Origin of the sequence: Salmonella sp. SAL4457, assembly GCF_046548235.1 — a bacterium.
GTDB lineage: Bacteria > Pseudomonadota > Gammaproteobacteria > Enterobacterales > Enterobacteriaceae > Salmonella > Salmonella enterica.
On the sequence record NZ_JBGDZO010000001.1, the window covers coordinates 1,444,409 to 1,467,465 of the forward strand.

A 23,057-nucleotide genomic window follows, 5' to 3' on the forward strand; every position below is an offset into this window, starting at 1 on the left:
CTAAAGCGTATCACATTCTGCTACCAACGTTTCGCCAACTGCTGGTCGCTGTCGCGCGCTTCGACCCAGCGATCGCCTTCCGGCGTGGCTTCACGCTTCCAGAACGGCGCACGGGTTTTCAGATAATCCATAATGAACTGACCGGCGTCGAACGCGCTACTGCGGTGCGCGCTGGTGACGCCGACAAACACAATCTCATCGCCCGGCCATAATTCGCCAACGCGATGAATCACCGTGACCCGCCCCAGCGGCCAGCGGGAACGCGCCTTTGCGACGATCTCCGCCAGAGCTTTCTCAGTCATGCCGGGATAATGCTCCAGCGTCAGCGCCTTAACGCTATCGCCCAGGTTATGATTGCGCACTTTTCCGGTAAAGGTGACGACCGCGCCGTCTTCGTCGCGCGCCGCCAGCCAGGAATATTCCTCCCCGACGCTAAACGGCGCAGGGCCGACTACAATTCGCGTTTCGTGCATGTTAGCCCCCCGTGACTGGCGGGAAAAACGCCACTTCATCGCCCGCCGTCAGCGGATGGTCAAAACTTACCAGCGTCTGGTTGACCGCCGCCAACAGCTTGCCATCTTCCAGCGCCAGCGCCCAACGATCGCTCTTTGTCGTCAGATGCTGTCGCAGCGACTCAACGGTGGAAAAATCTGCTGGAAGATCCAGCGCGTCAGTTCCTGTAAGCTCGCGAACCTGGGCGAAGAAAAGCACCTTAATCATGCGCATCCACCTTAAAATCCCCCGATTTGCCGCCGCTTTTCGCCAGCAGGCGCACCGGACCAATTACCATATCTTTTTGTACCGCTTTACACATGTCGTAGATGGTTAACGCCGCGACGGACGCCGCAGTTAACGCTTCCATTTCGACGCCGGTTTTACCGGTCAGACGGCACAGAGACTCAATACGTACGCGGTTATGCTCCGGCTCGGCCTGAAGCTGAATCTCCACTTTACTTAGCAGTAGCGGGTGGCACAGCGGGATCAGCTCCCAGGTGCGTTTGGCGGCCTGAATACCGGCAATTCGGGCGGTGGCGAAAACATCGCCCTTGTGGTGTTTGCCATCAACAATCATCGCCAGCGTTTCACTACGCATGGTAACGAATGCTTCCGCCCGCGCTTCACGAACGGTTTCCGCTTTCGCGGAAACGTCCACCATGTGCGCTTCACCTGCGGCGTTTATATGGGTTAATTGCGACATCGTTATTTCTTTAAATGAGGGTGAAAATTACATGGGCGTGTACGGGCATCCAGCTGCGGCGCAATGATATTCTCCCATGCGGTTCTGCACGCTTTTGTGGAGCCCGGCATGGCGAAAATCAAGGTGTTATTCGCCACGCCAGCTACCGCGCGCGACTGCAGAGTTGCGGTGCCGATCTCTTCAAACGAGAGCATGCGAAACACTTCGCCAAATCCTTCCACTTCACGATCGAACAGCGGCAACAGCGCTTCCGGCGCCTGATCGCCTTCGGTCAAACCGGTCCCGCCAGTTATCAATACGACCTGCACCTCATCACTGGCGATCCAGGCGGAAACCTGGGCGCGAATCGCGTAACGGTTCTCTTTAACGATGGCTTTCGCCACCACTTCATGCCCGGCCTCCTGCGCCGAATCACGCAGATAATGACCGGAGGTGTCGTCTTCTTCGCCGCGTCGGCTGGAAACAGTAAGAATAGCGATGCGGGTCGGGATAAATTCAGCGCTGACCTGACTCATCTGAAATCTCCTTATTAAGGATTAACCGCCAATGTAAGATAAATTTTGCGTAATACCAGTATTGCTCTGGTGAAGGAAATGGGTCTGCTTTTTCTCCCGCAACGCGTCGGAAATACGTTTCTCAAGCGCGTATTGCTGCGCGTCATCCTGTAACAGGTCGCGTAAACTCACGCCGCCGTCGCCAAACAGACATAAATGCAGCTTACCGACGGACGAAACACGCAGGCGGTTACAGGTGGCGCAGAAATCTTTTTCGTACGGCATAATGAGACCGATCTCACCGGCGTAATCGGGATGACAAAAAACCTGCGCCGGGCCATCGCTACGCTGGCGGAGCTGGTGGATCCAGCCGCGCTTAATCAGCTCGTCGCGTAATACCTGACCCGAAATATGATGTTTGCGGAAGAGATCGCTCCCCTCGCCCGTCTCCATAAGTTCAATGAAGCGTAGCTGAATGGGGCGAGGCTGAATCCAGGCAAGGAAGGTATCCAACTGATGGTGATTCACGTCGCGCATCAGCACGGTGTTGACTTTCACCTTTTCGAAACCGGCGTCAAAGGCGGCATCGATGCCCGCCATCACCTGGCGGAATTTGTCCTGACCGGTAATCGTATGGAACTGACGCGCATCCAGACTATCAACGCTAACATTGACGCCCGTCAGCCCCGCTTCGCGCCAGTTCGCGGCATCGCGCGCCAGTCGATAACCGTTAGTGGTCACCGCAATCTGGCGAATAGCATCATTTTCACCCACGGCGGCAATGATGTCGGTAAAATCGCGGCGTAATGAAGGCTCGCCGCCGGTAAGACGCACCTTCTCCGTGCCAAGACTGGCAAAAGCGCGCGTAACGCGACGAATTTCATCGACGGTAAGGAAACCGTTGTTAGTGACGCCGCCAGGTTTGTAGCCATCCGGCAGGCAGTAGGTGCAACGAAAGTTACACACATCGGTAATCGACAAACGCAAGTAGTAAAACTTACGCGCGAAAGCATCGGTAAGTTGTGAAGCCATGTACACCTTTCCAAATACGGGAGGCGGAGTCATTTCTTCCTGCGCCCTGGTGGCAAACGTTAAACGTTGTCACGGCCAAAGCACCATATCAAAAATGACCCAGGTGCAGAGGCTAGAGTGTTTACTGTGGTTACGCCGATACTAGCGTGTAAATGACAATTTCGCCATCACGCTTTCGCTATATAAACATATACATAGCGATATGATCGTGCTATTTAGCGACAGAATACGTGAAAATCACACTTTTACATTGATATATATCATTTAGCCGTGGTAACGCCCTCGCTATAAAGGGGTAGTCGGGAATAATTAATTGTCTTTTAGCCGGTCGGCTAATTGCTGAAAACCCGCGACTTGCGCTACTGTAGCGCTGCTTATTTGACTTCAGGAATTTTTATGCGCAATCGTACGCTGGCTGACCTTGATCGTGTCGTTGCCCTCGGCGGAGGGCATGGATTAGGACGCGTCCTCTCCTCGCTTTCTTCATTAGGTTCGCGCCTGACCGGCATTGTGACTACCACAGATAACGGGGGGTCAACTGGCCGTATTCGCCGCTCGGAAGGCGGGATCGCCTGGGGCGATATGCGCAACTGTCTGAATCAGTTAATTACCGAACCCAGCGTCGCATCCGCTATGTTTGAGTACCGTTTTGGCGGTAATGGCGAACTTTCTGGTCATAACCTCGGAAATTTGATGTTAAAGGCGTTAGATCACCTGAGCGTGCGGCCTCTGGAAGCGATTAATTTAATTCGTAATCTGCTTAAAGTGGACGCGCAACTGATCCCGATGTCGGAGCTACCGGTAGATCTGATGGCGATTGACGATCAGGGGCATGAGATTTATGGCGAGGTGAATATCGATCAGTTAGCGACGCCGCCGCAGGAGATCATGTTAACGCCAAACGTTCCGGCGACGCGGGAAGCGGTACAGGCCATTAATGACGCGGATCTGATTCTGATTGGCCCTGGCAGTTTTTATACCAGCCTGATGCCTTGCCTGCTGCTGGATGAACTGGCGCAGGCGCTGCGGCGCACCCCAGCGCCAATGGTGTATATCGGCAATCTGGGTCGCGAACTGAGTCTGCCCGCCGCCAGTTTAACGCTGGTCGATAAGCTGGCGATGATGGAGCAATATATTGGCAAAAAAGTCATTGACGCAGTAGTGGTTGGGCCGCGAGTTGACGTCAGTGCGGTGAACGATCGGCTGGTGATTCAGGAAGTGCTGGAGGCCAGCGATATCCCCTATCGCCACGATCGTCAGTTATTACACAATGCGCTGGAAAAAGCGCTACAGGCGTTGGGTTAAGCCCGTTTACCGACGACGCTGCGCTTATCAGAAGCCTGTTTACACCGAAGGGTAAACAGGCTCTCTCCCTCTTCTGATAAACTGCGTTCAGCTATCACCAGTAGGCGCTCATGAGCGAGCTCACCTCTTTTTTCAGCAATATATTCTCCATGATCTCAGTAAAGAGGGTCTGATTGATCTCTTCCATTATCCGCATTCCAGCCATGCGCTCTGCGTCAGGATCACCTGCTATTCCTAACGCTTCCAGTTCAGCATTGACCCGGCTCTGATACTCATCCGTTTCAATACACTCAGCCCTTTTGGCCATCATTTCACGCCACTCTTCTGGCGCTATACGCTCCAGCACTTTATGCCACGGCCCCCACAGCGCAAACCATTTGTGAAAATCCCTATTTTCAGCAATTTTTATCCTTATTTCCGCCTCGTCCAGGTCAGACTCAGTGATACCCGAAACGTTATAAAATCGCATATCCTGGGTCATTGTTGTCAGCGACAGCGACTCTCGTAACTGATTCTGAAAACCCAGAAATACTTCGACTTCGTCAATAAAAAACAGCCGTTTTACCTTTTCTCTGGCGAGCGATTCTATTTGCTCCAGCCGAAAGATTTCACGCCCCGCCATAATCAGTTCCGCTAAGTGGCTATCAAAGGCGCCTCTTTCAGCATCATGAACCAACGTCGCTTCCTGCATTTGGTGGTATGCCAGTGTGACCCGATCTTCACAGCTTATCGTTGCACCCATCGCTATAATAAATGCGGTTTCTCTTAGTGCGCTATCTTCAGCCAGGCGCATTAGCCAGGCGGAGACTTGTTCCTTAAAATCCGGGTGTCGGGTGTTCTGCGTATCGCTAAGACGATCCAGAAACATGCTGAAGGCTGCCGCGTTTACTTCCGTCTCAAACGCCCGCCATTGGTTGACGTCTTCCTCCTCGAGATTGGTTAGCCACCCCTGGACAGCTTGATGCAGTGGTCGAGTTACCCGAACAATTGAAAAGTCGCCCATGGCAAACAATACCCGGGGTCCCTGATAATCTACAGAGGACATTAGCCGCTGCATATTCTGTATTGTTCGTTCTGAAAAAGGATTATATTCTACGATTATTCTTGTAGGTTGAGGTCCTTCACCACGAAAATGGGGTAACGACTCCGGGAGACGGACCAGGTTATTGCGAGAGGCCTGCATTATTTGTAATGCCGCCGGGAGGTTTTCCGGTAGATTAGTCAATGCGTTACGGGAAACATCCAGCGTTGTTATCGTGGGAGGTAGTGTTTCAGGCAGAACCGTAATCTGATTTTTACTTACATCCAGGACCTGTAATTCTGGTGGTAACGATGCGGGCAGACTGGTTAAGGCATTTTCGCCGGCCTCCAGAGTCTTCAGGCCCGGCGGCAATGTTTCAGGCAAAGCGGTTAACGAATTACTCTGCACATTTAAATGGGTAATCCCTGACGGAAGATGTGCTGGCAGTGTCCTTATGCTGTTATCATAAACGCTCAGGTACCGAAGTTCCTCAGGTAGATTTTCAGGTAAACAACTAATTTTATTATGGAAAAGATCCAGCGATTGAAGCGCTGAAGGCAAACGTTCCGGCAATTCAGTAATACGGTTAATGCTCAGCTCCATTTCCTGTATGGTATCCGGTAACGTGGCAGGGATACTGGTTAGCTGATTACTGTTGGCATACAGGGTCTTTATATTTCCCTGTAAATTTTCCGGCAAACTTTTCAGTTCATTGTTATCGAGTATCAGAGTAGTTATCTGCTCAGGAATATAGGCAGGTATAGTGGTAAGTCCTAATATTTTCAGACGAAGTTCCGTCTTATTATTTTTCAGGCAGTCACGCATCCGTTGTACGGCTTCTTCACGATTTGCTGCCTCTTTCGCTGGCGCCTCTTTTACCCACTCAGACCAGATTAACTCATAATTCACAGCATCTTTGGAGCCGGAAGCGCTACTCGCCTGCTCGCTTTCTGTCACACGGGTATAGGTGACTGACTTTCCCCCTCCCTCAACGGTATAGCCCTCTGTATTAAAAACTATAGACAGAATTTCCTGACTATTTTCACTCAAAATACAGTATTGGTCTGCCCCTCCTCTACTATACTGAATATTATCCGCATACGCCGGGAAAGCTAACATCCTTAAACATTCAAACTTGCTTTTGATCTCTTCTGGCGAGGCGGTTTCAGGTGGATGACAAAGATAAGCGATGCAGTTTTGTGCTTCAACCTGATGTTCTGAAGAGAAAAAGGCACTTATTTTATTCCATATCTCTTCTTTTAAAGGCACCTCTGTTGAGGCCTCATTGCTAATACTTTGATGCCTTGCCGTAGATTGTATATTAGTAATATTAAACATATTTTCCCTACCTGATCTGAACGTAACCTAAAGTAACAGATAAGGATATTCTCAACTTTAAATAAGAGGTCACAGTCGTCATTATTTCGGACAAATCATTCAGTATTTGCAGCGCTTGACTTATAGATGCTCGCGCTTCCATCACCTCTTTTTTAAGTAGAATGATGTAATCTGTTGCCATGACACGCTTTCAACGAACTCATATAAGATTAAAATGACGATCATAAGGATAGCTATACCGATAATACGGGGCGTTTTTTTTCATAGCCGAGGAGAGAGGGAAAATTAGCGTTGGGTTCAGCCTCAACGCTAATTTTCTTCAGTTGTGATTAAACTAGCTACCCCATTGATGTTTTGAGTTTTTCGACAATCCCGTTAGTCAAAGCCTGTCACTGTTTTTCATTCCTGACTGACTTAGCCCTTACTATTGCACTGAAATTCTCAAAAGCGAGCCATGGTAACGATGACTCGCTGGAGATCGACACATTGTCAGGACGCCGCGATAAACAACTCGCGTAACTGGTGCAACTGGTCGCGAATTTGCGCGGCTTCTTCAAACTCCAGATTTTGCGCGTGCTGCATCATTTGCCCTTCCAGTTCATGAATTTTCTGCTGCAACGCTTTCGGCGTCATATCCAGTTCGACAATTCCGGCTTTTGCCGTAGAACGGCCCTTGCCTTTCCCCTTCGCTTTGGTTTTCGCAATGTTCTGCCCCAGCGCCAGGATGTCGACCACTTTTTTGTTCAGCCCCTGCGGAGTGATACCGTGCTCTTCGTTGTACTTCTGCTGCTTCTCGCGACGTCGCTCGGTTTCGCCAATCGCCTTCGCCATCGACGGCGTGATTTTATCGCCATACAGAATCGCTTTACCGTTAACGTTACGCGCCGCGCGCCCTATGGTCTGAATCAGGGAGCGCTCGGAGCGCAGGAAGCCCTCTTTATCGGCGTCCAGAATCGCCACCAGCGAGACTTCCGGCATATCCAGCCCTTCGCGCAGCAGGTTAATCCCCACCAGAACGTCAAACTCGCCCAGACGCAAATCGCGGATGATTTCCATGCGCTCCACGGTATCAATATCTGAGTGCAGGTAACGCACGCGCTCGCCGTGCTCTTCCAGATATTCGGTCAAATCTTCCGCCATCCGTTTGGTAAGCGTAGTGACAAGGACACGCTCATTAATGGCCGCACGCTGACGAATTTCGGACAGCAGATCGTCCACCTGGGTCGCCACCGGACGCACTTCAATAATCGGGTCCAGCAGCCCGGTCGGTCGCACGACCTGATCCACCACCTCATCACCAGATTTTTCCAGCTCATAGTTGCCGGGCGTGGCGGAAACATAGATAGTTTGCGGCGCTAAGGCTTCAAACTCCTCAAACTTCAGCGGACGGTTATCCAGCGCCGAAGGCAGACGGAAGCCATACTCGACCAGCGTCTCTTTGCGCGCCCGGTCGCCGCGGTACATGCCGCCTATCTGCGGGATGGTGACATGAGACTCATCCACCACCAGCAGTCCGTCGGCGGGCAGATAATCGAACAAGGTTGGCGGCGGTTCGCCCGGCCCGCGGCCCGACAGAAAGCGGGAATAGTTTTCAATGCCTGAGCAGTAGCCCAGCTCGTTCATCATCTCTAAATCGAACTGCGTGCGCTGGCTTAATCGCTGCTCTTCAAGCAGCTTATTATTTGCCAGCAAGACCTTACGCCTGTCCGCCAGCTCATCTTTTATCTCTTCCATCGCCTGCAGAATACGCTCGCGCGGCGTCACGTAGTGCGTTTTGGGATAAATAGTATAACGTGGCACCGTTGACTCTACCTGCCCGGTTAACGGGTCGAACAGCGACAGGCGTTCCACTTCTTCATCAAACAGCTCAACGCGTAGCGCGATGTCGTCAGATTCAGCCGGGAAGATGTCGATCACTTCGCCGCGCACGCGAAAGGTACCACGCTGAAAAGCTTGATCGTTACGGGTGTATTGCAATTCCGCCAGCCGACGCAAAATCGCGCGCTGGTCAATCAGCATTCCCACCGTCAGATGCAGCATCATTTTCAGGTAGAGATCCGGATCGCCCAGACCGTAAATCGCGGACACGGAAGCCACCACCACGACATCGCGTCGCTCAAGCAACGCTTTCGTTGCCGACAACCGCATTTGCTCAATATGTTCGTTTACCGAAGCGTCTTTTTCGATAAACGTATCCGAACTTGGCACATACGCTTCCGGCTGATAGTAGTCATAGTAGGAGACGAAATACTCCACCGCGTTTTCCGGGAAAAACTCTTTCATTTCGCCGTAGAGCTGCGCCGCCAGGGTTTTATTGGGCGCAAGCACCATCGTTGGCCGCTGCAAGTCCGCAATGACGTTGGCAATGGTGAATGTCTTCCCGGAGCCGGTCACGCCCAATAACGTCTGATGCGCCAGCCCGTCCTCCAGCCCCTCTTCCAGACGACGTATAGCGTCCGGCTGATCGCCAGAAGGTTTAAAAGCGGAATTCAGTTTGAACGGTTTACTCATGAGCGGCTACCTGAAGGAGTGAGCGGGCAGGGATGTAATTTTACTCTCGACGGTGAATATTGCCAATAAAAAATACTGGATGAAAAAACAGTAACACTCCAGTGTATAATGGCTATCGGCAGATACCCCACGCTATTTAGAGGTAAAACATAGACAGTCGCGGGGTAAAATTCCAGCAGTGTGCTGGTTATCCCCAGACCAGAGTCTTTTTTAACATTTGTCAAGTCGGATGATGAAAGTTTTATGTCAACGTATCTCCCTTCCTTTACAACCATTGATTTTATATAACTTGCTGTCTGAAAAGGGATATTTTCTCAAGCCGTCTTTCGCGCCAATTTAGTCGCAGGCCGCGTCGCCTCTCGCTTACGTTGTGTTTTCTAACTCTAATACACAAGGTTATCCACAGGAATAGTGGATAACTGCTTCCAGCCCGTATCCCCTGCCGCCTGGCAAAATCAGCCCTTGACGTTTTCGCCGGGCGAGAAAAAAAAATTATCGCTATTTTTGGCAGATTATTGGCTAACGAGAAGGGAAAAATTGAGGCGTAGACGCTCACATTTTGCACATTTTTAGCATGGCGACGTCAGGAGGGTCTGGCGAAAGAACAGCAGGATCGTCAGATCCTGCAAGAAGGCGGTTTTTAAGCGCGGTCAGGCGCGTTCCAGGGGGCTAAGGTCCAGATACTGTCCTGTCGCCGCCTGCGATGGAGAAATGCCCAGCCACGGGATTTCCCCTAACAGCGGGGCCGGTATGACGCGGCGAAGCGTCGCGAGATATTCACCATGACGCGCGCCTGGCGGCTGTATGTCGTTGGCTATCCATCCGACAAGTGGTAATCCGGCCTGTTCTACCGCCAGCGCCGTCAGCATGGCGTGATTAATACAGCCCAGCTTGACGCCAACAACCAGAATCACCGGCAGCTGTTCCGTCTGTACCCAGTCGGCAAACGTCAGCGTGGCAGAGAGCGGTGTAAACCAGCCGCCCGCCCCTTCTGTCAACACCCAGTCTGCCTGCGCCTCCAGCGTTCGCAATCCGCGTGATAACACCGCCGCGTCTATCGCCCGGCCTTCGTCGGCGCTAACGATGTGGGGAGAGGTAGGCTCGGCAAAAGTATAAGGATTGATAGCGGAATAAGGTTGCGGCAGGCTGCTGTTACGCTGCAAGGCCAGGGCATCGCTATTGCGTAGCCCGTCGGTTGTCATTTCGCTGCCGGAAGCGACGGGCTTATAGCCTACGGTTTGATAACCTAACTGCGTTGCGGCCTGCAATAAGGCGCAACTGGCGACCGTTTTACCGACTTCAGTATCAGTACCGGTCACAAAATAGCGTTTAGTCACGTTCAATCACTCCCATAAAAAGATGGTACGTCAGCGGATATTTCCCCTGCCGCTGCGGCCATGCCAGTTGAATCTGTCTAAGCCGGGCGCGGGTTAATACATCCGACTCCCGCCCTTCATGAAGATGGGTGGCGCCAATGCCTTTAAGCGAGCGCATTGCGCTCAGGGCATCCTCAAACCACAATGTCATCGCCTGAGTATGACGAAACGCCCGCCAGCCGCGCAGCGCGTGGTCAATGGCCTCTTCCGGCAAAAAGCTATTCGCGTGAGCGCGATTATCGACGGCCTGCCATGCCTGACGCAGCTCCGGCAACGACCCCTGGCACAAGGTGGTAAACGCCACCACGCCGCCGGGCCGTACAACCCGATACAACTCGCTCAACGCATCGCGTAAATCGCCACACCACTGGACCGCCAGGTTGCTCCAGGCCAGGTCAAAAACTTCGGCGTCATGGGGAATCGCTTCGATATCCGCCAGCAAATAGTGATGCGCCGCCTGACGATCGCGAGCCTGTTGCAGCATCGGCAGCGAAAGATCCAGGGCGGTCACTTCGCTCCCCCGCTCTCGCCAGTAACGACTCATACGTCCGGGGCCGCAGCCTGCGTCCAACACACTGGCAAACTGGCGGCCTGTCAACAGCGTCAGCAGCGCATCCGCGCTGTGTTGCTGCAAAGAGGCGTGCTGTTCATATTGCGATGCGGCCCGGCCAAACGCCGCCGCAATAGCCTGCTTATTCACCTGCGCCATGCAGCACCTCCAGCAGACGGTCGATATCACACGCTTCATGCGCCTGCGTTAACGTTAAGCGCAGGCGCGCCGTGCCGACAGGCACCGTCGGCGGGCGAATCGCCGTCGCCCAGCATCCTTGTTGACGCAGCGCCTCCGCCAGGCGCAATGCACGGCTGTTATCGCCCACGATTAACGGCTGGATGGCGCTATGGGCATTCAGTAGCGTAAATCGGGACGCGTTAACGCCGGCCCGAAAGCGCTGAACCAGAGCGGCGAGTTTTTCGCGCCGTTCACCACCTTCATCGCTACGGATCACCGCCAGCGAGGCGCTTAACGCCTGCGCCTGGGCGGGCGGCATACTGGTGCTGTAAACCAGATGACGGGCAAATTGCAGCAGATAATCCGCGACGCTTTCCGAGCAGAGTACCGCTGCGCCGCTGACGCCAAACCCCTTACCGAAAGTCACCACCAGCAACTCAGGCTTCACCCCCCGTTGCCAGCAGGTGCCCCGCCCCTCATCGCCAGTCACGCCGATGCCGTGCGCATCATCAACCAACAGCCAGGCATGATGCCTGCGGGCAATGTGCTGGATTTCCGCCAGCGGCGCGCTGTCGCCGTCCATGCTGTATACACCTTCTGTCACCACCAGTTGCTGACCCACGCAGGGCGATTGCAGTAAACGCGACAGATGCTGCGTATCGTTATGGATAAAGCGGCGAAGCTGCGCCGGACTCAGATTAGCGGCCTCCAGCAGGGAAGCATGACTCAACCTGTCGGCCACAATCCGGTCATTTTTTTTCATTAAGGCGGTAATGACCGCCTGATTCGCCGCAAAGCCAGAGATAAACAGCAGCGCGCGTGGATATCCTAACCATTGCGCCAGTTCCTCCTCTAACGCCCGGTGCGCCACGGAATAACCGCTGATATGACCCGACCCGCCGCTGCCGACGCCAAAACGCGTCGCTGCCTGTTGCCAGGCGCGAATAATCTGCGGGTGTTGACTTAAGCCGAGGTAATCATTGCTGGAGAAGTTAAGATACTGTCGCCCGTTCGCTACCAGCCAGCGTCCGGCACCCTGCGATACCACATAGCGGCGGCGCAACGTATCCGTCGCCCGACGCGCCGTCAGCGCATCGTCGACGCGTTGTTGCCAACTCATAAGGCTGCCGCGTTGTAATAATCATCGGTGTCAGGCGTCATCAGCGTCTGCTCCAGACGTTGCTGCTGCTCGTTATCGCCAGCCAGCACCCTGGTCTGCTGCGGATTCAGCCCCAGCTTACGGAATAACTGCAGATCCTTGTCCTCTGCCGGATTTGGCGTAGTTAACAATTTGCAGCCATAGAAAATCGAGTTCGCCCCGGCCATAAAGCACATCGCCTGGGTCTGCTCGTTCATCTGTTCACGCCCTGCGGAAAGACGCACGTATGAGGTCGGCATCATGATGCGCGCCACGGCGATAGTACGAATAAAATCAAACGCATCCACGTCATCGTTATCCGCAAGCGGCGTGCCTTTTACCTTCACCAGCATGTTGATTGGCACGCTTTCCGGCGGTGTCGGCAGGTTCGCCAACTGCAACAACAGTCCGGCGCGATCGGTAACCGTTTCGCCCAGACCCACAATGCCGCCGGAGCACACTTTAATCCCTGCTTCACGGACTTTTTCCAGCGTGTCGAGGCGCTCCTGATAGGTACGGGTAGTGATGATATTGCCGTAAAACTCCGGCGAGGTATCGAGGTTGTGGTTGTAGTAATCCAGCCCGGCGTTAGCCAGACGCTGCGCCTGGCTTTCGTTCAACATGCCGAGCGTCATACAGGTTTCCAGCCCCATCGCTTTGACGCCCTGTACAATCTTCTCCAGATAAGGCATATCGCGTTCATGCGGATTCCTCCAGGCCGCCCCCATACAGAAGCGGGTCGAACCAGCGTTTTTCGCTTTACGGGCGGAGTCCAGTACCTGCTCTACTTCCATTAAACGCTCGGCTTCCAGCCCGGTTTTATAGCGCGAGCTCTGCGGGCAGTATTTACAATCCTCCGGGCAGGCGCCGGTTTTGATCGACAGCAGCGTACTAACCTGTACCTGCTGCGGATCGAAATGCTGGCGATGAATTTGCTGCGCTTCAAACAGCAATTCCAGCAGTGGTTTTTCAAATAATTCGGTTACTTGCGACAGTGTCCAGCGTGGGTGGCGAGCCATCGGGCTTCTCCAAAATATGTTGTTTGTTTTTGATATGGTGTAGACTCGTAAACCTAAATCTTTTTAATTTGGTTTACAAGTCGATTATGACAACGGACGATCTGGCCTTCGATAAACGCCATATTTGGCATCCTTACACTTCCATGACCTCGCCGCTGCCGGTATATCCCGTTGAGCGGGCCGAAGGCTGCGAGCTGGTTCTCGCCTCGGGCAAACGCCTGATTGAGGGGATGTCCTCCTGGTGGGCGGCCATTCATGGTTATAACCACCCGCAATTGAACGCGGCGATGAAAGCGCAAATTGACGCCATGTCGCATGTCATGTTCGGCGGCATAACCCATCAACCTGCGGTGAATCTGTGCCGTAAGCTGGTCGCGATAACGCCTGAGCCGCTGGAGTGTGTCTTTCTGGCCGACTCCGGTTCGGTGTCGGTGGAAGTGGCCATGAAGATGGCGCTGCAATACTGGCAGGCGCGGGGCGAATCGCGTCAGCGTTTTCTGACGTTTCGCCACGGTTATCATGGCGACACGTTCGGCGCGATGTCGGTGTGCGATCCGGATAACTCCATGCACAGCTTGTGGAAAGGCTATCTGCCGGAAAATCTGTTCGCGCCGGCGCCGCAAAGCCGGATGGATGGCGAATGGGATGAAAGCGACATCGCGCCATTTGCCCGCCTGATGGCCGCGCATCGCCATGAAATAGCCGCCGTGATTCTGGAACCTATCGTTCAGGGCGCGGGCGGGATGCGCATATATCATCCACAATGGCTCAGGCGTATTCGTAACATGTGCGATCGCGAAGGCATTCTGCTGATTGCCGATGAAATAGCCACCGGGTTTGGCCGTACCGGCAAACTGTTCGCCTGCGAGCACGCCGGGATCGCGCCGGATATTTTGTGTCTCGGCAAAGCCTTAACCGGCGGCACCATGACCCTCTCGGCAACGCTCACGACACGCCAGGTTGCAGAGACTATTAGCAACGGCGAGGCGGGGTGTTTTATGCATGGCCCGACGTTTATGGGGAATCCGCTGGCCTGCGCCGTCGCTTGCGCCAGCCTGACGCTGCTGGAAAGCGGCGAATGGCGTCAGCAGGTGGCGTCTATCGAGTCTCAGTTACGAGCTGAGTTAGCCCCCGCGCAAAGTTCGCCCTGGGTGGCGGATGTGCGGGTGTTGGGCGCGATTGGGGTGGTTGAAACCACGCACACGGTCAATATGGCGGCGCTTCAACGCTTCTTCGTCGGGCAAGGCGTCTGGATCAGGCCGTTCGGCAAGCTAATCTACCTGATGCCGCCCTACATTATTCGTCCGGATCAACTGCGCCGTTTGACCCAGGCGGTCAATGACGCGGTACACAATGAAACATTTTTTAGCCATTAATCAGCGGTAAGCGATGCTGCTTCTGGCTACACTTCTGGTGAGTCAAAAGGAGAGCGCATGAAACTTATCAGCAACGATTTGCGCGATGGAGATAAACTTCCTCATCGCCACGTTTTTAACGGTATGGGCTATGATGGCGATAATATTTCGCCGCATCTGGCCTGGGACGACGTGCCGATGGGCACCAAAAGTTTTGTCGTGACCTGTTACGATCCCGACGCGCCGACCGGCTCCGGCTGGTGGCACTGGGTGGTGGTGAACCTCCCGGCGGATACGCGCGTACTGACCCAGGGGTTCGGCTCAGGCCTGGTGGCCGTACCAGACGGCGTCATTCAGACGCGTACCGATTTCGGTAAAGCGGGCTACGGCGGCGCGGCGCCGCCTAAAGGGGAAACGCACCGCTATATCTTTACGGTTCACGCGCTGGACGTCGAGCGTCTTGACGTTGATGAAGACGCCAGCGGCGCGATGGTCGGCTTTAACGTGCATTTCCATTCGCTCGCCAGCGCCTCGATCACGGCGATGTTCAGTTAAACGCTGTGCCGGATGGCGGCGTAAACGTCTTACCCTACCAACGGGTTGGGTAAGCCGAATAAGCGCCGCGCCATCCGGCAGCATTCACATAAAGTCCGGCACCAGACGCTGTAACGCGCCTTGCGCCAGCAGCGCCGTCGCACACTCAATATCGGGTGCGAAAAAACGATCCTGCGTATAGTGCGCCACCCGCTCGCGCAGTGTCTGCCGCGCCTGTTCCAGTAACGGGCTGGAGGTTAACCCTTCCCGTAAATCTATCCCCTGACAGGCCGCCAGCCACTCCACGGCAATGATGCCGCGGGTATTCGCCGCCATTTCCCAGAGTCGCCGCCCTGCCGCCGGGGCCATTGAGACATGATCTTCCTGATTCGCCGAGGTCGGCAGGCTATCCACGCTGTGCGGGTGCGCCAGCGCTTTATTCTCGCTGGCGAGCGCCGCGGCGGTGACCTGGGCAATCATAAAACCGGAATTAACGCCGCCATTTTTCACCAGGAACGGCGGTAACTGCGACATATGTTTATCCATCATCAGCGCGATGCGCCGCTCCGATAGCGCGCCGATTTCCGCTATCGCCAGCGCCAGATTATCCGCCGCCATGGCAACCGGTTCAGCATGGAAGTTACCGCCGGAGATCACCTCCCCCGCATCGGCAAAGACCAGCGGATTATCGGATACCGCGTTGGCCTCAGCCAGCAGTACCTCTTTCGTCTGACGTAACTGGGTCAGACAAGCGCCCATTACCTGCGCCTGGCAGCGAAGGGAATACGGGTCCTGAACTTTATGACAGTGGTGATGTGATTCAGCAATGGCGCTGGTATCGGTCAGCAGGTGCCGGAACAACCGCGCGACGTCAATTTGCCCCTGTTGTCCGCGCGCGGCATGAATGCGCGCATCAAAAGGACGGCGCGATCCCAGTACGGCTTCGGTAGTCAGCGCGCCGCAGACAACGGCGGAGGCAAATAACTCCTGTGCCTCAAACAAACCGCGCAGCGCGAAGGCCGTTGATGCCTGGGTGCCGTTAAGCAGCGCCAGCCCCTCTTTGGCCGCCAACGCGACAGGCTCCAGTCCGGCCTTTTTTAGCGCCGTCTGCGCCGGAAGCCATTCGCCCTGCCAGCGCGCTTTTCCTTCGCCAAGCAGCGTCAGCGACAGATGCGCCAGCGGCGCTAAGTCGCCCGACGCGCCAACCGAGCCTTTTGCCGGAATCAGCGGATACACGCCGGCATTCACCAGAGCGATGAGCGCTTCTATCACGCTCAACCGAATCCCGGAAAACCCGCGCGCCAGGCTATTGATTTTCAATACCATGATCAGACGCACCATCGCGTCATCCAGTGGGTCGCCTACGCCCGCGGCGTGAGACAGCACCAACGATCGCTGTAGATTTTGCAAGTCTTCATCAGCGATGCGCGTCTGCGCCAGCAGGCCGAAACCGGTGTTGATGCCGTAGGCGGTACGCCCTTCGGCAACGATATCATTGACGCACGCGACGCTGGCGTTAATGCCGTCAATGGCGCTGGCGTCCAGCCGAAGCTGTACCGGATGACGCCAGATATCGTACAGTTGAGAGAGACTTAACTGCCCCGGAGTGAGTGTCATGGTGTTCATATCAGCCTTTCCCCTGCGTCGCCGCAACCATCGGTAAATTCAGACCTTGCTCAACAGCGCATTCCACCGCGAGATCATATCCGGCATCGGCATGGCGCATGACGCCCGTCGCCGGATCGTTGTGTAACACGCGGCGAATACGCGCGGCGGCCTCGTCAGTGCCATCACAGACAATCACCATACCGGCGTGTTGCGAAAACCCCATTCCCACCCCGCCGCCATGATGGAGCGATACCCATGTCGCCCCGCTGGCGGTATTCAGCAACGCATTTAACAGCGGCCAGTCGGAAACCGCGTCGGAACCGTCGCGCATCGCTTCGGTTTCACGGTTAGGGCTGGCGACAGAGCCGGAATCCAGGTGATCGCGGCCAATCACAATGGGCGCGGATACCTCGCCGCAACGCACCATTTCGTTGAACGCCAGCCCCAGTTTTTGCCGCCACTCCAGGCCTACCCAGCAGATACGCGCCGGTAACCCCTGAAAATGAATGCGCTCGCGCGCCATATCCAGCCAGTGATGCAGATGTTTATCCTCAGCCACTATCTCTTTGACTTTGGCATCGGTTTTATAGATATCCTGCGGATCGCCGGACAGCGCCACCCAGCGAAACGGCCCGATGCCACGGCAGAACAGCGGACGAATATAGGCTGGCACAAATCCCGGAAAATCAAAGGCGTTTTCCACCCCCATCTCTTTCGCCATCTGACGAATATTGTTGCCATAGTCAAAGGTCGGCACGCCCATTTTACTGAACGCCAGCATCGCCCGAACATGCGCCGCCATGGAACGTTTCGCTGCCTGCATCGTCCCGTGGGGATCGGATTGCGCGTTTTTCTGATACTCCTCCCAGCGCCAGCCGGAGGGTAAATAGCCATGTAGCGGATCGTGGGCGCTGGTCTGATCGGTCACCAGGTCCGGGCGCACGCCGCGATTAACCAGTTCCGGCAGGATATCCGCCGCGTTCGCGCACAGGGCGACGGACACGGCTTTCCCCTCGCGGGTGTAGCGCGTAATGCGGGCCAGCGCGTCATCCAGCGTGGCGGCCTGCTCATCCACGTAACGAGTACGCAGACGAAAATCGATACGGCTTTGCTGGCATTCAATCGTCAGCGAACACGCTCCGGCCAGCGTCGCGGCTAGCGGTTGCGCGCCGCCCATGCCGCCCAGCCCGGCAGTCAGCACCCAGCGTCCCGCCAGCGTGCCGTTATAGTGCTGACGCCCCGCCTCGACAAAGGTTTCGTATGTTCCCTGCACGATTCCCTGACTGCCGATATAGATCCAGCTTCCGGCCGTCATCTGACCGTACATCGCCAGCCCTTTCGCATCCAGTTCGTTAAAGTGTTCCCATGTCGCCCAGTGGGGAACCAGGTTGGAGTTGGCGATTAATACCCGCGGCGCGTTGTCGTGCGTTTTAAATACGCCGACCGGTTTGCCAGACTGAATAAGCAACGTTTCGTCCGCCTCCAGCCGGGTGAGCGCATCAACAATAGCGTCATAGCATTCCCAGTTGCGCGCGGCGCGACCAATCCCGCCGTAGACCACCAGCTCATGCGGATTTTCCGCCACGTCAGGATCGAGATTATTCATTAACATCCGCAGCGGGGCTTCTGTCAGCCAGCTTTTCGCCGTTAATACCGTGCCTCTGGGCGCGCGGATAGTCTGCTGACGATACTTGCTTTCAGGCATAGCAATGACTCCTCATTATTATCGGTCTGCTATCGCCAAATAACGCTAAAACGCCACTATCAGGCACCGCCGCAGACCCACAGATAAGAATCAGACATATACTTGTCTATACAAGTAAGCACAAGAATAGAATTAACAAAAATGATACAATTTTGTTATATTGTGTCAGCAATCACGTTTTCCGGCAGCAGTCCGCTCAGGAGATAAATCGTCCCTGTAGCCGGTAGCGCGACCCGGGGAAAAGTAAGCGGGCGTGAGAAACAATCCGCGACGCGGACCAGGTTGTACGACGAATGAGCAGACAAGGCTCATGCTCTTTGATAGTTAACCACGCGCACTCTTGCGCCGTGGCGCGCACCGCCTCCACAATATGTTCCCCTTCCGTTAGCGGCGCGATCCGCGACAAATAAGCGTGCGGCGTGGTCTGACTGTAATCCTGCGTCAGGTAATCCACGGCAATATCCGCATTCACGCAGCGATCTTCAATTTGTACCGGCAGATCGTTTTCATAATGCACCATGATGGAATGGAAAATGACATCGCTCTCATTGACGTTGAGAGCGCTGGCCTGGATGGCGTTTGCCCGCACGCGCTCCAGCGTGAGCACCTCACAACGATGCTGATGACGGCGGGCGGCAATCTCCTCGGCGATACTGCGGACTTCAAACAGCGCGGACTGGCCTTTCGGTTCGGCGACAAACGTCCCCACGCCCTGTAAACGCACCAGCCACCCTTCATCCGTCAGCTCACGCAGCGCCCGATTGATGGTCATTCGGCTAAAGCCATACTGGGCGACCAGTTCTGCTTCCGACGGAATGCGATCGTGCGGCTGCCAGACGCCGCCGGCTATTTTTTTACAGATGTCCTGTTTCACCGTTTCGTAAAAAGGCGCAGGCGCAGAACGGGAGCGGGATGAATACATGCGTGAAGCCTTCCTTATGCGGATAGTGTTTTCCGGATGACAGATTAACGCCACCAGTGCGCGATTTGCCAGCCAAGCCGCGCCGCCACGCGCGCCGCTGCGCCATCTTCATCAAAGCGTGGATTAAATTCAACCAGATCCGCCGCCTGTAATTTTCCGCTGCGGCAAACCGGCTCAATTAAACGCAGAACCTGTATCAGCGGCACGCCCAGCGCTGCGGGAGCGGAGACGGCCGGCATTTCCCAGACAGGCAATACGTCGAGATCGATAGTCAGATAAATTTTATCCACCTTGTCGATAAACTGCGCCATCTGCGCCAGCGCGTCATGGCAGTCCAGATCCTCCATCACGGTAACATTCCGCCACTGCGCTTCCCGCCACAACGCCTGCGTATTCGCCGCACGGCTCACGCCGAAACAGGCATAATGAAACGCGCGGCTCTGCGCGTCGCATAGCTGCGCCAGTTGACGAAACGGCGTCCCGGATGTTGCCCGGTCGGTCTGACGGAGATCCAGATGCGCATCAAGATTAATGATCCCTACGCTTTCCTGCGCAAACGCGTCCAGCACCCCCGCGCCGTGTCCAAACGCGGTTTCATGCCCGCCGCCCAGTACCAGCGTGCGCATCCCGGCCCGCAGACAGCGGCTTACCGCATCGCGCAAGGCCTGCTGCGCGCCTTCCAAATCGGGCGTCGGCGCAACCCAATTGCCTAAATCCACCAGCCGTTCATGTCCCTGGTGGCTGGCCATATTCGCCAGCGCTTTACGCAACGCGTCCGGGCCGCCTGCCGCGCCGGGACGCCCTGCATTGCGTTTTACCCCCTCGTCGCAGGCAAATCCCATTAACGCGATCTTTTGCTGCCAGTTTTCGGGGGAAAAGGTCTCGCTGCGCGTGACGGTCTGAAACAGACGCCGCGCATCCGGCGCTTCTATACTGTCATCGCGCCCCTGCCAGAGCGCCGGAGAAGCCGGATACCATTGCGTCATGAGATTTGTCCTCTGTATACCCGCTGATATAAAGGGTTACGCCCCGGCTCATACACAATCTCTACCGGCTGTTCAGCATCCCACACCACAAAATCCGCCCGGTAGCCGGCCCTGATCTGCCCATGCGTCGCCTGTCTTCCCAGCGCGCGAGCGGCATGGCGCGTAACGCCCGCCCATGCCTCTTCCGGCGTCAGACCAAACTGTACGCAGGCCATATTCATCGCCAGATGCAAACTGCAAAACGGGCTGGTGCCGGGATTGAAATCGCTGGCGACGGCGACAGGCACCTGATAGCGGCGCAGCAGTTCTACCGGCGGGCGCTGCGTCTCGCGCAGAAAATAAAACGCGCCGGGCAATAATACGCCGACAGTACCGCCGTCACGCATCGCCGCGACGCCCGTTTCATCAAGATATTCGATATGATCCGCCGATAAACCCTGATAACGACTCACCAGCTGCGCGCCGCCCAACAGCGAAAGCTGCTCAACATGGCCTTTAACGGGAATACCTAACGCCTTCGCCGTCTGCAACACGCGCTCACTCTGCGCCACATTAAAGCCGACGCTCTCGCAAAAGAGGTCTACCGCATCAAATAACCCTTTTTGCCAGAGCTGCGGAATCATCGTCTCGCAGACCAAAGTGATGTAGCCGTCCGGGTCGTCACGATACTCCGCTGGCGTAGCATGAGCGGCCAATAGCGTGGGGCTAATGTCGATAGCGTTTTCGGCAGCAAGTTTTGCAGCGACGCGCAACAGCTTTTCTTCTGTCGCCAGCTCCAGACCATAGCCGGATTTAATCTCCAGCAGCGTAACGCCTTCGCTGGCAAGGCGCATCATGCGTTCGCGCGCCAGCAGGTAGAGCGTCTCTTCTGCACAGGCGCGGGTTGCTGATACCGTCGCGTTAATGCCGCCGCCCTGAGCGCTAATATGCTGGTATGACGCGCCGTTAAGCCGCTGCTCCCACTCTGCGGCGCGGTTACCGGCAAACACCAGATGCGTGTGGCAATCGATAAGTCCCGGGGTTACCAGTCGTCCCTGCATATCATGGATATTGTCCCCACTGACAGGAAGCTGCGTCTCTGGCACGATATCGCAAATATGCCCTTCGCGTACAATCAGCGCCTGGTTATCCACCAGTCCGTACGGGGCTTGCCGCTGCGGGTCCATTGTCGCCAGCCTGATGTTTCGCCAGACAGTATCGCCCGGTAAAAGTTGCCGCATTCCTGTCGCTCTCTTGCCTGTCATGAGTTGTATAGACATTTATTTTCTTTCTGCTCCGGATTGTCAACTCAAAGCGCGAAAGTTGTTGCTTAATTGTGATAAAACTATCTGATGCTACAGGTGTTTCCGGCCTGAAAAGGAACTTTTTACCTTTTCGCCTTCCCGTTTCGTTCAACTTAGTATAAAAAAGCAGGCTTCAATGGATGTCATTTAACTTTTTCAAGCCCGGAGCAACCTGTGAATACATTATCGGTTTCCCGTCTGGCGCTGGCACTGGCTTTTGGCGTGACGCTGAGCGCCTGTAGCTCTACGCCACCCGATCAGATCCCTTCCGATCAAACCGCGACTGGCACCGCCTCGCGCCCCATTCTGTCGGCAAATGAAGCGAAAAACTTCGTTGCGGCGCGCTATTTTGCCTCCCTGACGCCGAATACCGCCCCGTGGTCGCCGTCGCCGATTACCCTGCCCGCACAGCCTGACTTTGTGGTGGGGCCGGCAGGTACGCCAGGCGTTACGCACACCTCGATTCAGGCCGCGGTCGATGCGGCAATGGTTAAACGCACGAACAAACGCCAGTACATTGCTATTATGCCGGGCGACTATCAGGGGACCGTGTATGTTCCCGCCGCGCCGGGAAGTCTGACCCTGTACGGGACCGGTGAAAAACCGATCGATGTGAAAATTGGGATGGCGATTGATGGTGAAATGAGTGTCGCTGACTGGCGCCGCGCGGTGAATCCCGGCGGGAAATATATGCCTGGTAAACCCGCCTGGTATATGTTCGATAACTGCCAAAGCAAACACGCCGCGACGATCGGTGTAATGTGTTCTGCCGCGTTCTGGTCGCAGAATAACGGTCTGCAGCTACAAAATCTGACCATCGAGAACACGCTAGGCGACAGCGTCGATGCCGGAAACCATCCGGCGGTGGCGTTGCGTACCGATGGCGACAAAGTCCAGATTAACAAGGTCAATATCCTTGGCCGCCAGAACACCTTCTTTGTGACCAACAGCGGCGTGCAGAACCGTCTGCAAACCGATCGCCAGCCGCGTACGCTGGTGACGAACAGCTATATTGAAGGCGATGTGGATATGGTTTCCGGACGCGGCGCCGTGGTGTTCGATAACACCAACTTCCAGGTCGTCAACTCCCGCACACAGCAGGAAGCCTACGTCTTCGCCCCGGCGACGCTGTCCAATATTTACTATGGCTTTTTGGCGATCAACAGCCGCTTTAACGCCTCCGGCGATGGCGTTGCGCAGCTTGGCCGCTCGCTGGATGTCGACGCCAACACCAACGGTCAGGTAGTGATCCGCGACAGCGTGATTAACGAGGGCTTCAACGTTGCCAAACCGTGGGCCGACGCGGTCATCTCGAAACGTCCGTTTGCCGGAAATACGGGGACCGTGGATGACAAAGACGAGGTGCAGCGTAATCTGAACGACACTAACTACAACCGCATGTGGGAATACAACAACCGCGGTGTAGGCAGTAAAGTGGTGGCGGAACCTAAGCAGTAATCGCCGTTCCGGTTCAGGCTTATAAACGGGCCGCCGCAGCAGAT

At 55.3% G+C, this 23,057-nt stretch carries 21 protein-coding genes and 1 riboswitch; of the genes, 4 read left to right on the forward strand and 17 right to left on the reverse strand.

The window, feature by feature from the left end; all coding sequences use genetic code 11:
- Nucleotides 1-20 precede the first annotated feature (20 nt).
- The 5 genes from moaE to moaA form a co-directional block, all read right to left on the reverse strand.
- A complete protein-coding gene (moaE, locus tag ACLJNW_RS07300) occupies nucleotides 21-473 on the reverse strand; it encodes a molybdopterin synthase catalytic subunit MoaE (RefSeq protein ID WP_000545202.1) in 453 nt (150 codons plus the stop codon).
- 1 nt (nucleotide 474) lies between these two features.
- Nucleotides 475-720 carry a molybdopterin synthase sulfur carrier subunit gene (gene moaD, locus ACLJNW_RS07305; protein WP_000598597.1) on the reverse strand — a complete coding sequence of 82 codons (246 nt, stop codon included), beginning with the start codon at nucleotides 718-720 and terminating at the stop codon, nucleotides 475-477.
- Entirely contained in the window at nucleotides 713-1,198 is a 486-nt protein-coding gene (moaC, locus tag ACLJNW_RS07310) for a cyclic pyranopterin monophosphate synthase MoaC (RefSeq protein ID WP_000080894.1), read from the reverse strand. The genes moaD and moaC overlap by 8 nt, the downstream gene beginning before the upstream one ends.
- A 2-nt stretch (nucleotides 1,199-1,200) precedes the next feature.
- Entirely contained in the window at nucleotides 1,201-1,713 is a 513-nt protein-coding gene (gene moaB / locus ACLJNW_RS07315) for a molybdenum cofactor biosynthesis protein B (protein ID WP_000084604.1), read from the reverse strand.
- Nucleotides 1,714-1,734: 21 nt separating this feature from the next.
- Nucleotides 1,735-2,724: a GTP 3',8-cyclase MoaA gene (gene moaA, locus ACLJNW_RS07320; RefSeq protein ID WP_023204624.1), complete on the reverse strand. Its 990-nt coding sequence runs from the start codon at nucleotides 2,722-2,724 to the stop codon at nucleotides 1,735-1,737.
- Nucleotides 2,712-2,856: riboswitch (molybdenum cofactor riboswitch) on the reverse strand. Its footprint overlaps the gene before it by 13 nt.
- Before the next feature lie 264 nt (nucleotides 2,857-3,120).
- Here moaA and yvcK point away from each other — a divergent pair.
- Complete coding sequence (gene yvcK, locus ACLJNW_RS07325; RefSeq protein WP_001246033.1) at nucleotides 3,121-4,029, forward strand: uridine diphosphate-N-acetylglucosamine-binding protein YvcK; 909 nt, start codon at nucleotides 3,121-3,123, stop codon at nucleotides 4,027-4,029.
- A 94-nt stretch (nucleotides 4,030-4,123) separates the two neighbouring features.
- On the opposite strand, the gene slrP is transcribed toward yvcK, so the two are convergent.
- From slrP to bioB, 7 genes are all read right to left on the reverse strand, one after another.
- The gene (gene slrP / locus ACLJNW_RS07330; protein WP_023193983.1) at nucleotides 4,124-6,388 is read right to left on the reverse strand and encodes an SPI-1 type III secretion system effector E3 ubiquitin transferase SlrP; all 2,265 of its coding nucleotides are present in this window, start codon (nucleotides 6,386-6,388) and stop codon (nucleotides 4,124-4,126) included.
- A 7-nt stretch (nucleotides 6,389-6,395) separates the two neighbouring features.
- Nucleotides 6,396-6,569 (reverse strand): hypothetical protein, encoded by a 174-nt coding sequence (locus ACLJNW_RS07335; protein ID WP_001616936.1) that lies wholly within the window; start codon nucleotides 6,567-6,569, stop codon nucleotides 6,396-6,398.
- Nucleotides 6,570-6,877: 308 nt separating this feature from the next.
- Nucleotides 6,878-8,899 carry an excinuclease ABC subunit UvrB gene (uvrB, locus tag ACLJNW_RS07340; RefSeq protein ID WP_000042502.1) on the reverse strand — a complete coding sequence of 674 codons (2,022 nt, stop codon included), beginning with the start codon at nucleotides 8,897-8,899 and terminating at the stop codon, nucleotides 6,878-6,880.
- A gap of 650 nt (nucleotides 8,900-9,549) precedes the next feature.
- A complete protein-coding gene (bioD, locus tag ACLJNW_RS07345; protein ID WP_001616933.1) occupies nucleotides 9,550-10,236 on the reverse strand; it encodes a dethiobiotin synthase in 687 nt (228 codons plus the stop codon).
- Nucleotides 10,229-10,984 (reverse strand): malonyl-ACP O-methyltransferase BioC, encoded by a 756-nt coding sequence (gene bioC / locus ACLJNW_RS07350; protein WP_000079909.1) that lies wholly within the window; start codon nucleotides 10,982-10,984, stop codon nucleotides 10,229-10,231. Before bioC ends, bioD begins: the two co-directional genes overlap by 8 nt.
- Nucleotides 10,968-12,125, reverse strand: a complete 1,158-nt coding sequence (gene bioF, locus ACLJNW_RS07355) for an 8-amino-7-oxononanoate synthase (protein ID WP_023195570.1) — start codon at nucleotides 12,123-12,125, stop codon at nucleotides 10,968-10,970. The genes bioC and bioF overlap by 17 nt, the downstream gene beginning before the upstream one ends.
- Nucleotides 12,122-13,162 (reverse strand): biotin synthase BioB, encoded by a 1,041-nt coding sequence (gene bioB, locus ACLJNW_RS07360; protein ID WP_000090729.1) that lies wholly within the window; start codon nucleotides 13,160-13,162, stop codon nucleotides 12,122-12,124. The genes bioF and bioB overlap by 4 nt, the downstream gene beginning before the upstream one ends.
- 86 nt (nucleotides 13,163-13,248) lie before the next feature.
- Here bioB and bioA point away from each other — a divergent pair, with 86 nt between their 5' ends.
- Nucleotides 13,249-14,538 (forward strand): adenosylmethionine--8-amino-7-oxononanoate transaminase, encoded by a 1,290-nt coding sequence (bioA, locus tag ACLJNW_RS07365; RefSeq protein ID WP_000205519.1) that lies wholly within the window; start codon nucleotides 13,249-13,251, stop codon nucleotides 14,536-14,538.
- Nucleotides 14,539-14,595: 57 nt separating this feature from the next.
- On the forward strand, nucleotides 14,596-15,072 hold the full coding sequence (locus ACLJNW_RS07370; protein WP_000767403.1) for a kinase inhibitor: 477 nt from the start codon (nucleotides 14,596-14,598) through the stop codon (nucleotides 15,070-15,072).
- 84 nt (nucleotides 15,073-15,156) lie between these two features.
- On the opposite strand, the gene hutH is transcribed toward ACLJNW_RS07370, so the two are convergent.
- The 5 genes from hutH to hutI all read right to left on the reverse strand — a co-directional run bounded on the left by hutH (nucleotide 15,157) and on the right by hutI (nucleotide 21,492).
- Nucleotides 15,157-16,677, reverse strand: coding sequence for a histidine ammonia-lyase (gene hutH / locus ACLJNW_RS07375; RefSeq protein WP_023204623.1), 1,521 nt, complete (start codon nucleotides 16,675-16,677; stop codon nucleotides 15,157-15,159).
- A 1-nt stretch (nucleotide 16,678) separates the two neighbouring features.
- Nucleotides 16,679-18,364: a urocanate hydratase gene (hutU, locus tag ACLJNW_RS07380; protein WP_001115209.1), complete on the reverse strand. Its 1,686-nt coding sequence runs from the start codon at nucleotides 18,362-18,364 to the stop codon at nucleotides 16,679-16,681.
- A 196-nt stretch (nucleotides 18,365-18,560) separates the two neighbouring features.
- Nucleotides 18,561-19,286 carry a histidine utilization repressor gene (locus ACLJNW_RS07385; RefSeq protein WP_000287416.1) on the reverse strand — a complete coding sequence of 242 codons (726 nt, stop codon included), beginning with the start codon at nucleotides 19,284-19,286 and terminating at the stop codon, nucleotides 18,561-18,563.
- Nucleotides 19,287-19,330: 44 nt separating this feature from the next.
- Nucleotides 19,331-20,272 (reverse strand): formimidoylglutamase, encoded by a 942-nt coding sequence (gene hutG / locus ACLJNW_RS07390; RefSeq protein ID WP_023204622.1) that lies wholly within the window; start codon nucleotides 20,270-20,272, stop codon nucleotides 19,331-19,333.
- A complete protein-coding gene (hutI, locus tag ACLJNW_RS07395; RefSeq protein WP_024154797.1) occupies nucleotides 20,269-21,492 on the reverse strand; it encodes an imidazolonepropionase in 1,224 nt (407 codons plus the stop codon). The genes hutG and hutI overlap by 4 nt, the downstream gene beginning before the upstream one ends.
- Nucleotides 21,493-21,729: 237 nt before the next feature.
- Between hutI and ACLJNW_RS07400 the strand changes: the two genes are divergently transcribed.
- Nucleotides 21,730-23,013, forward strand: coding sequence for a putative acyl-CoA thioester hydrolase (locus tag ACLJNW_RS07400; RefSeq protein ID WP_024154798.1), 1,284 nt, complete (start codon nucleotides 21,730-21,732; stop codon nucleotides 23,011-23,013).
- Nucleotides 23,014-23,057: the final 44 nt, after the last annotated feature.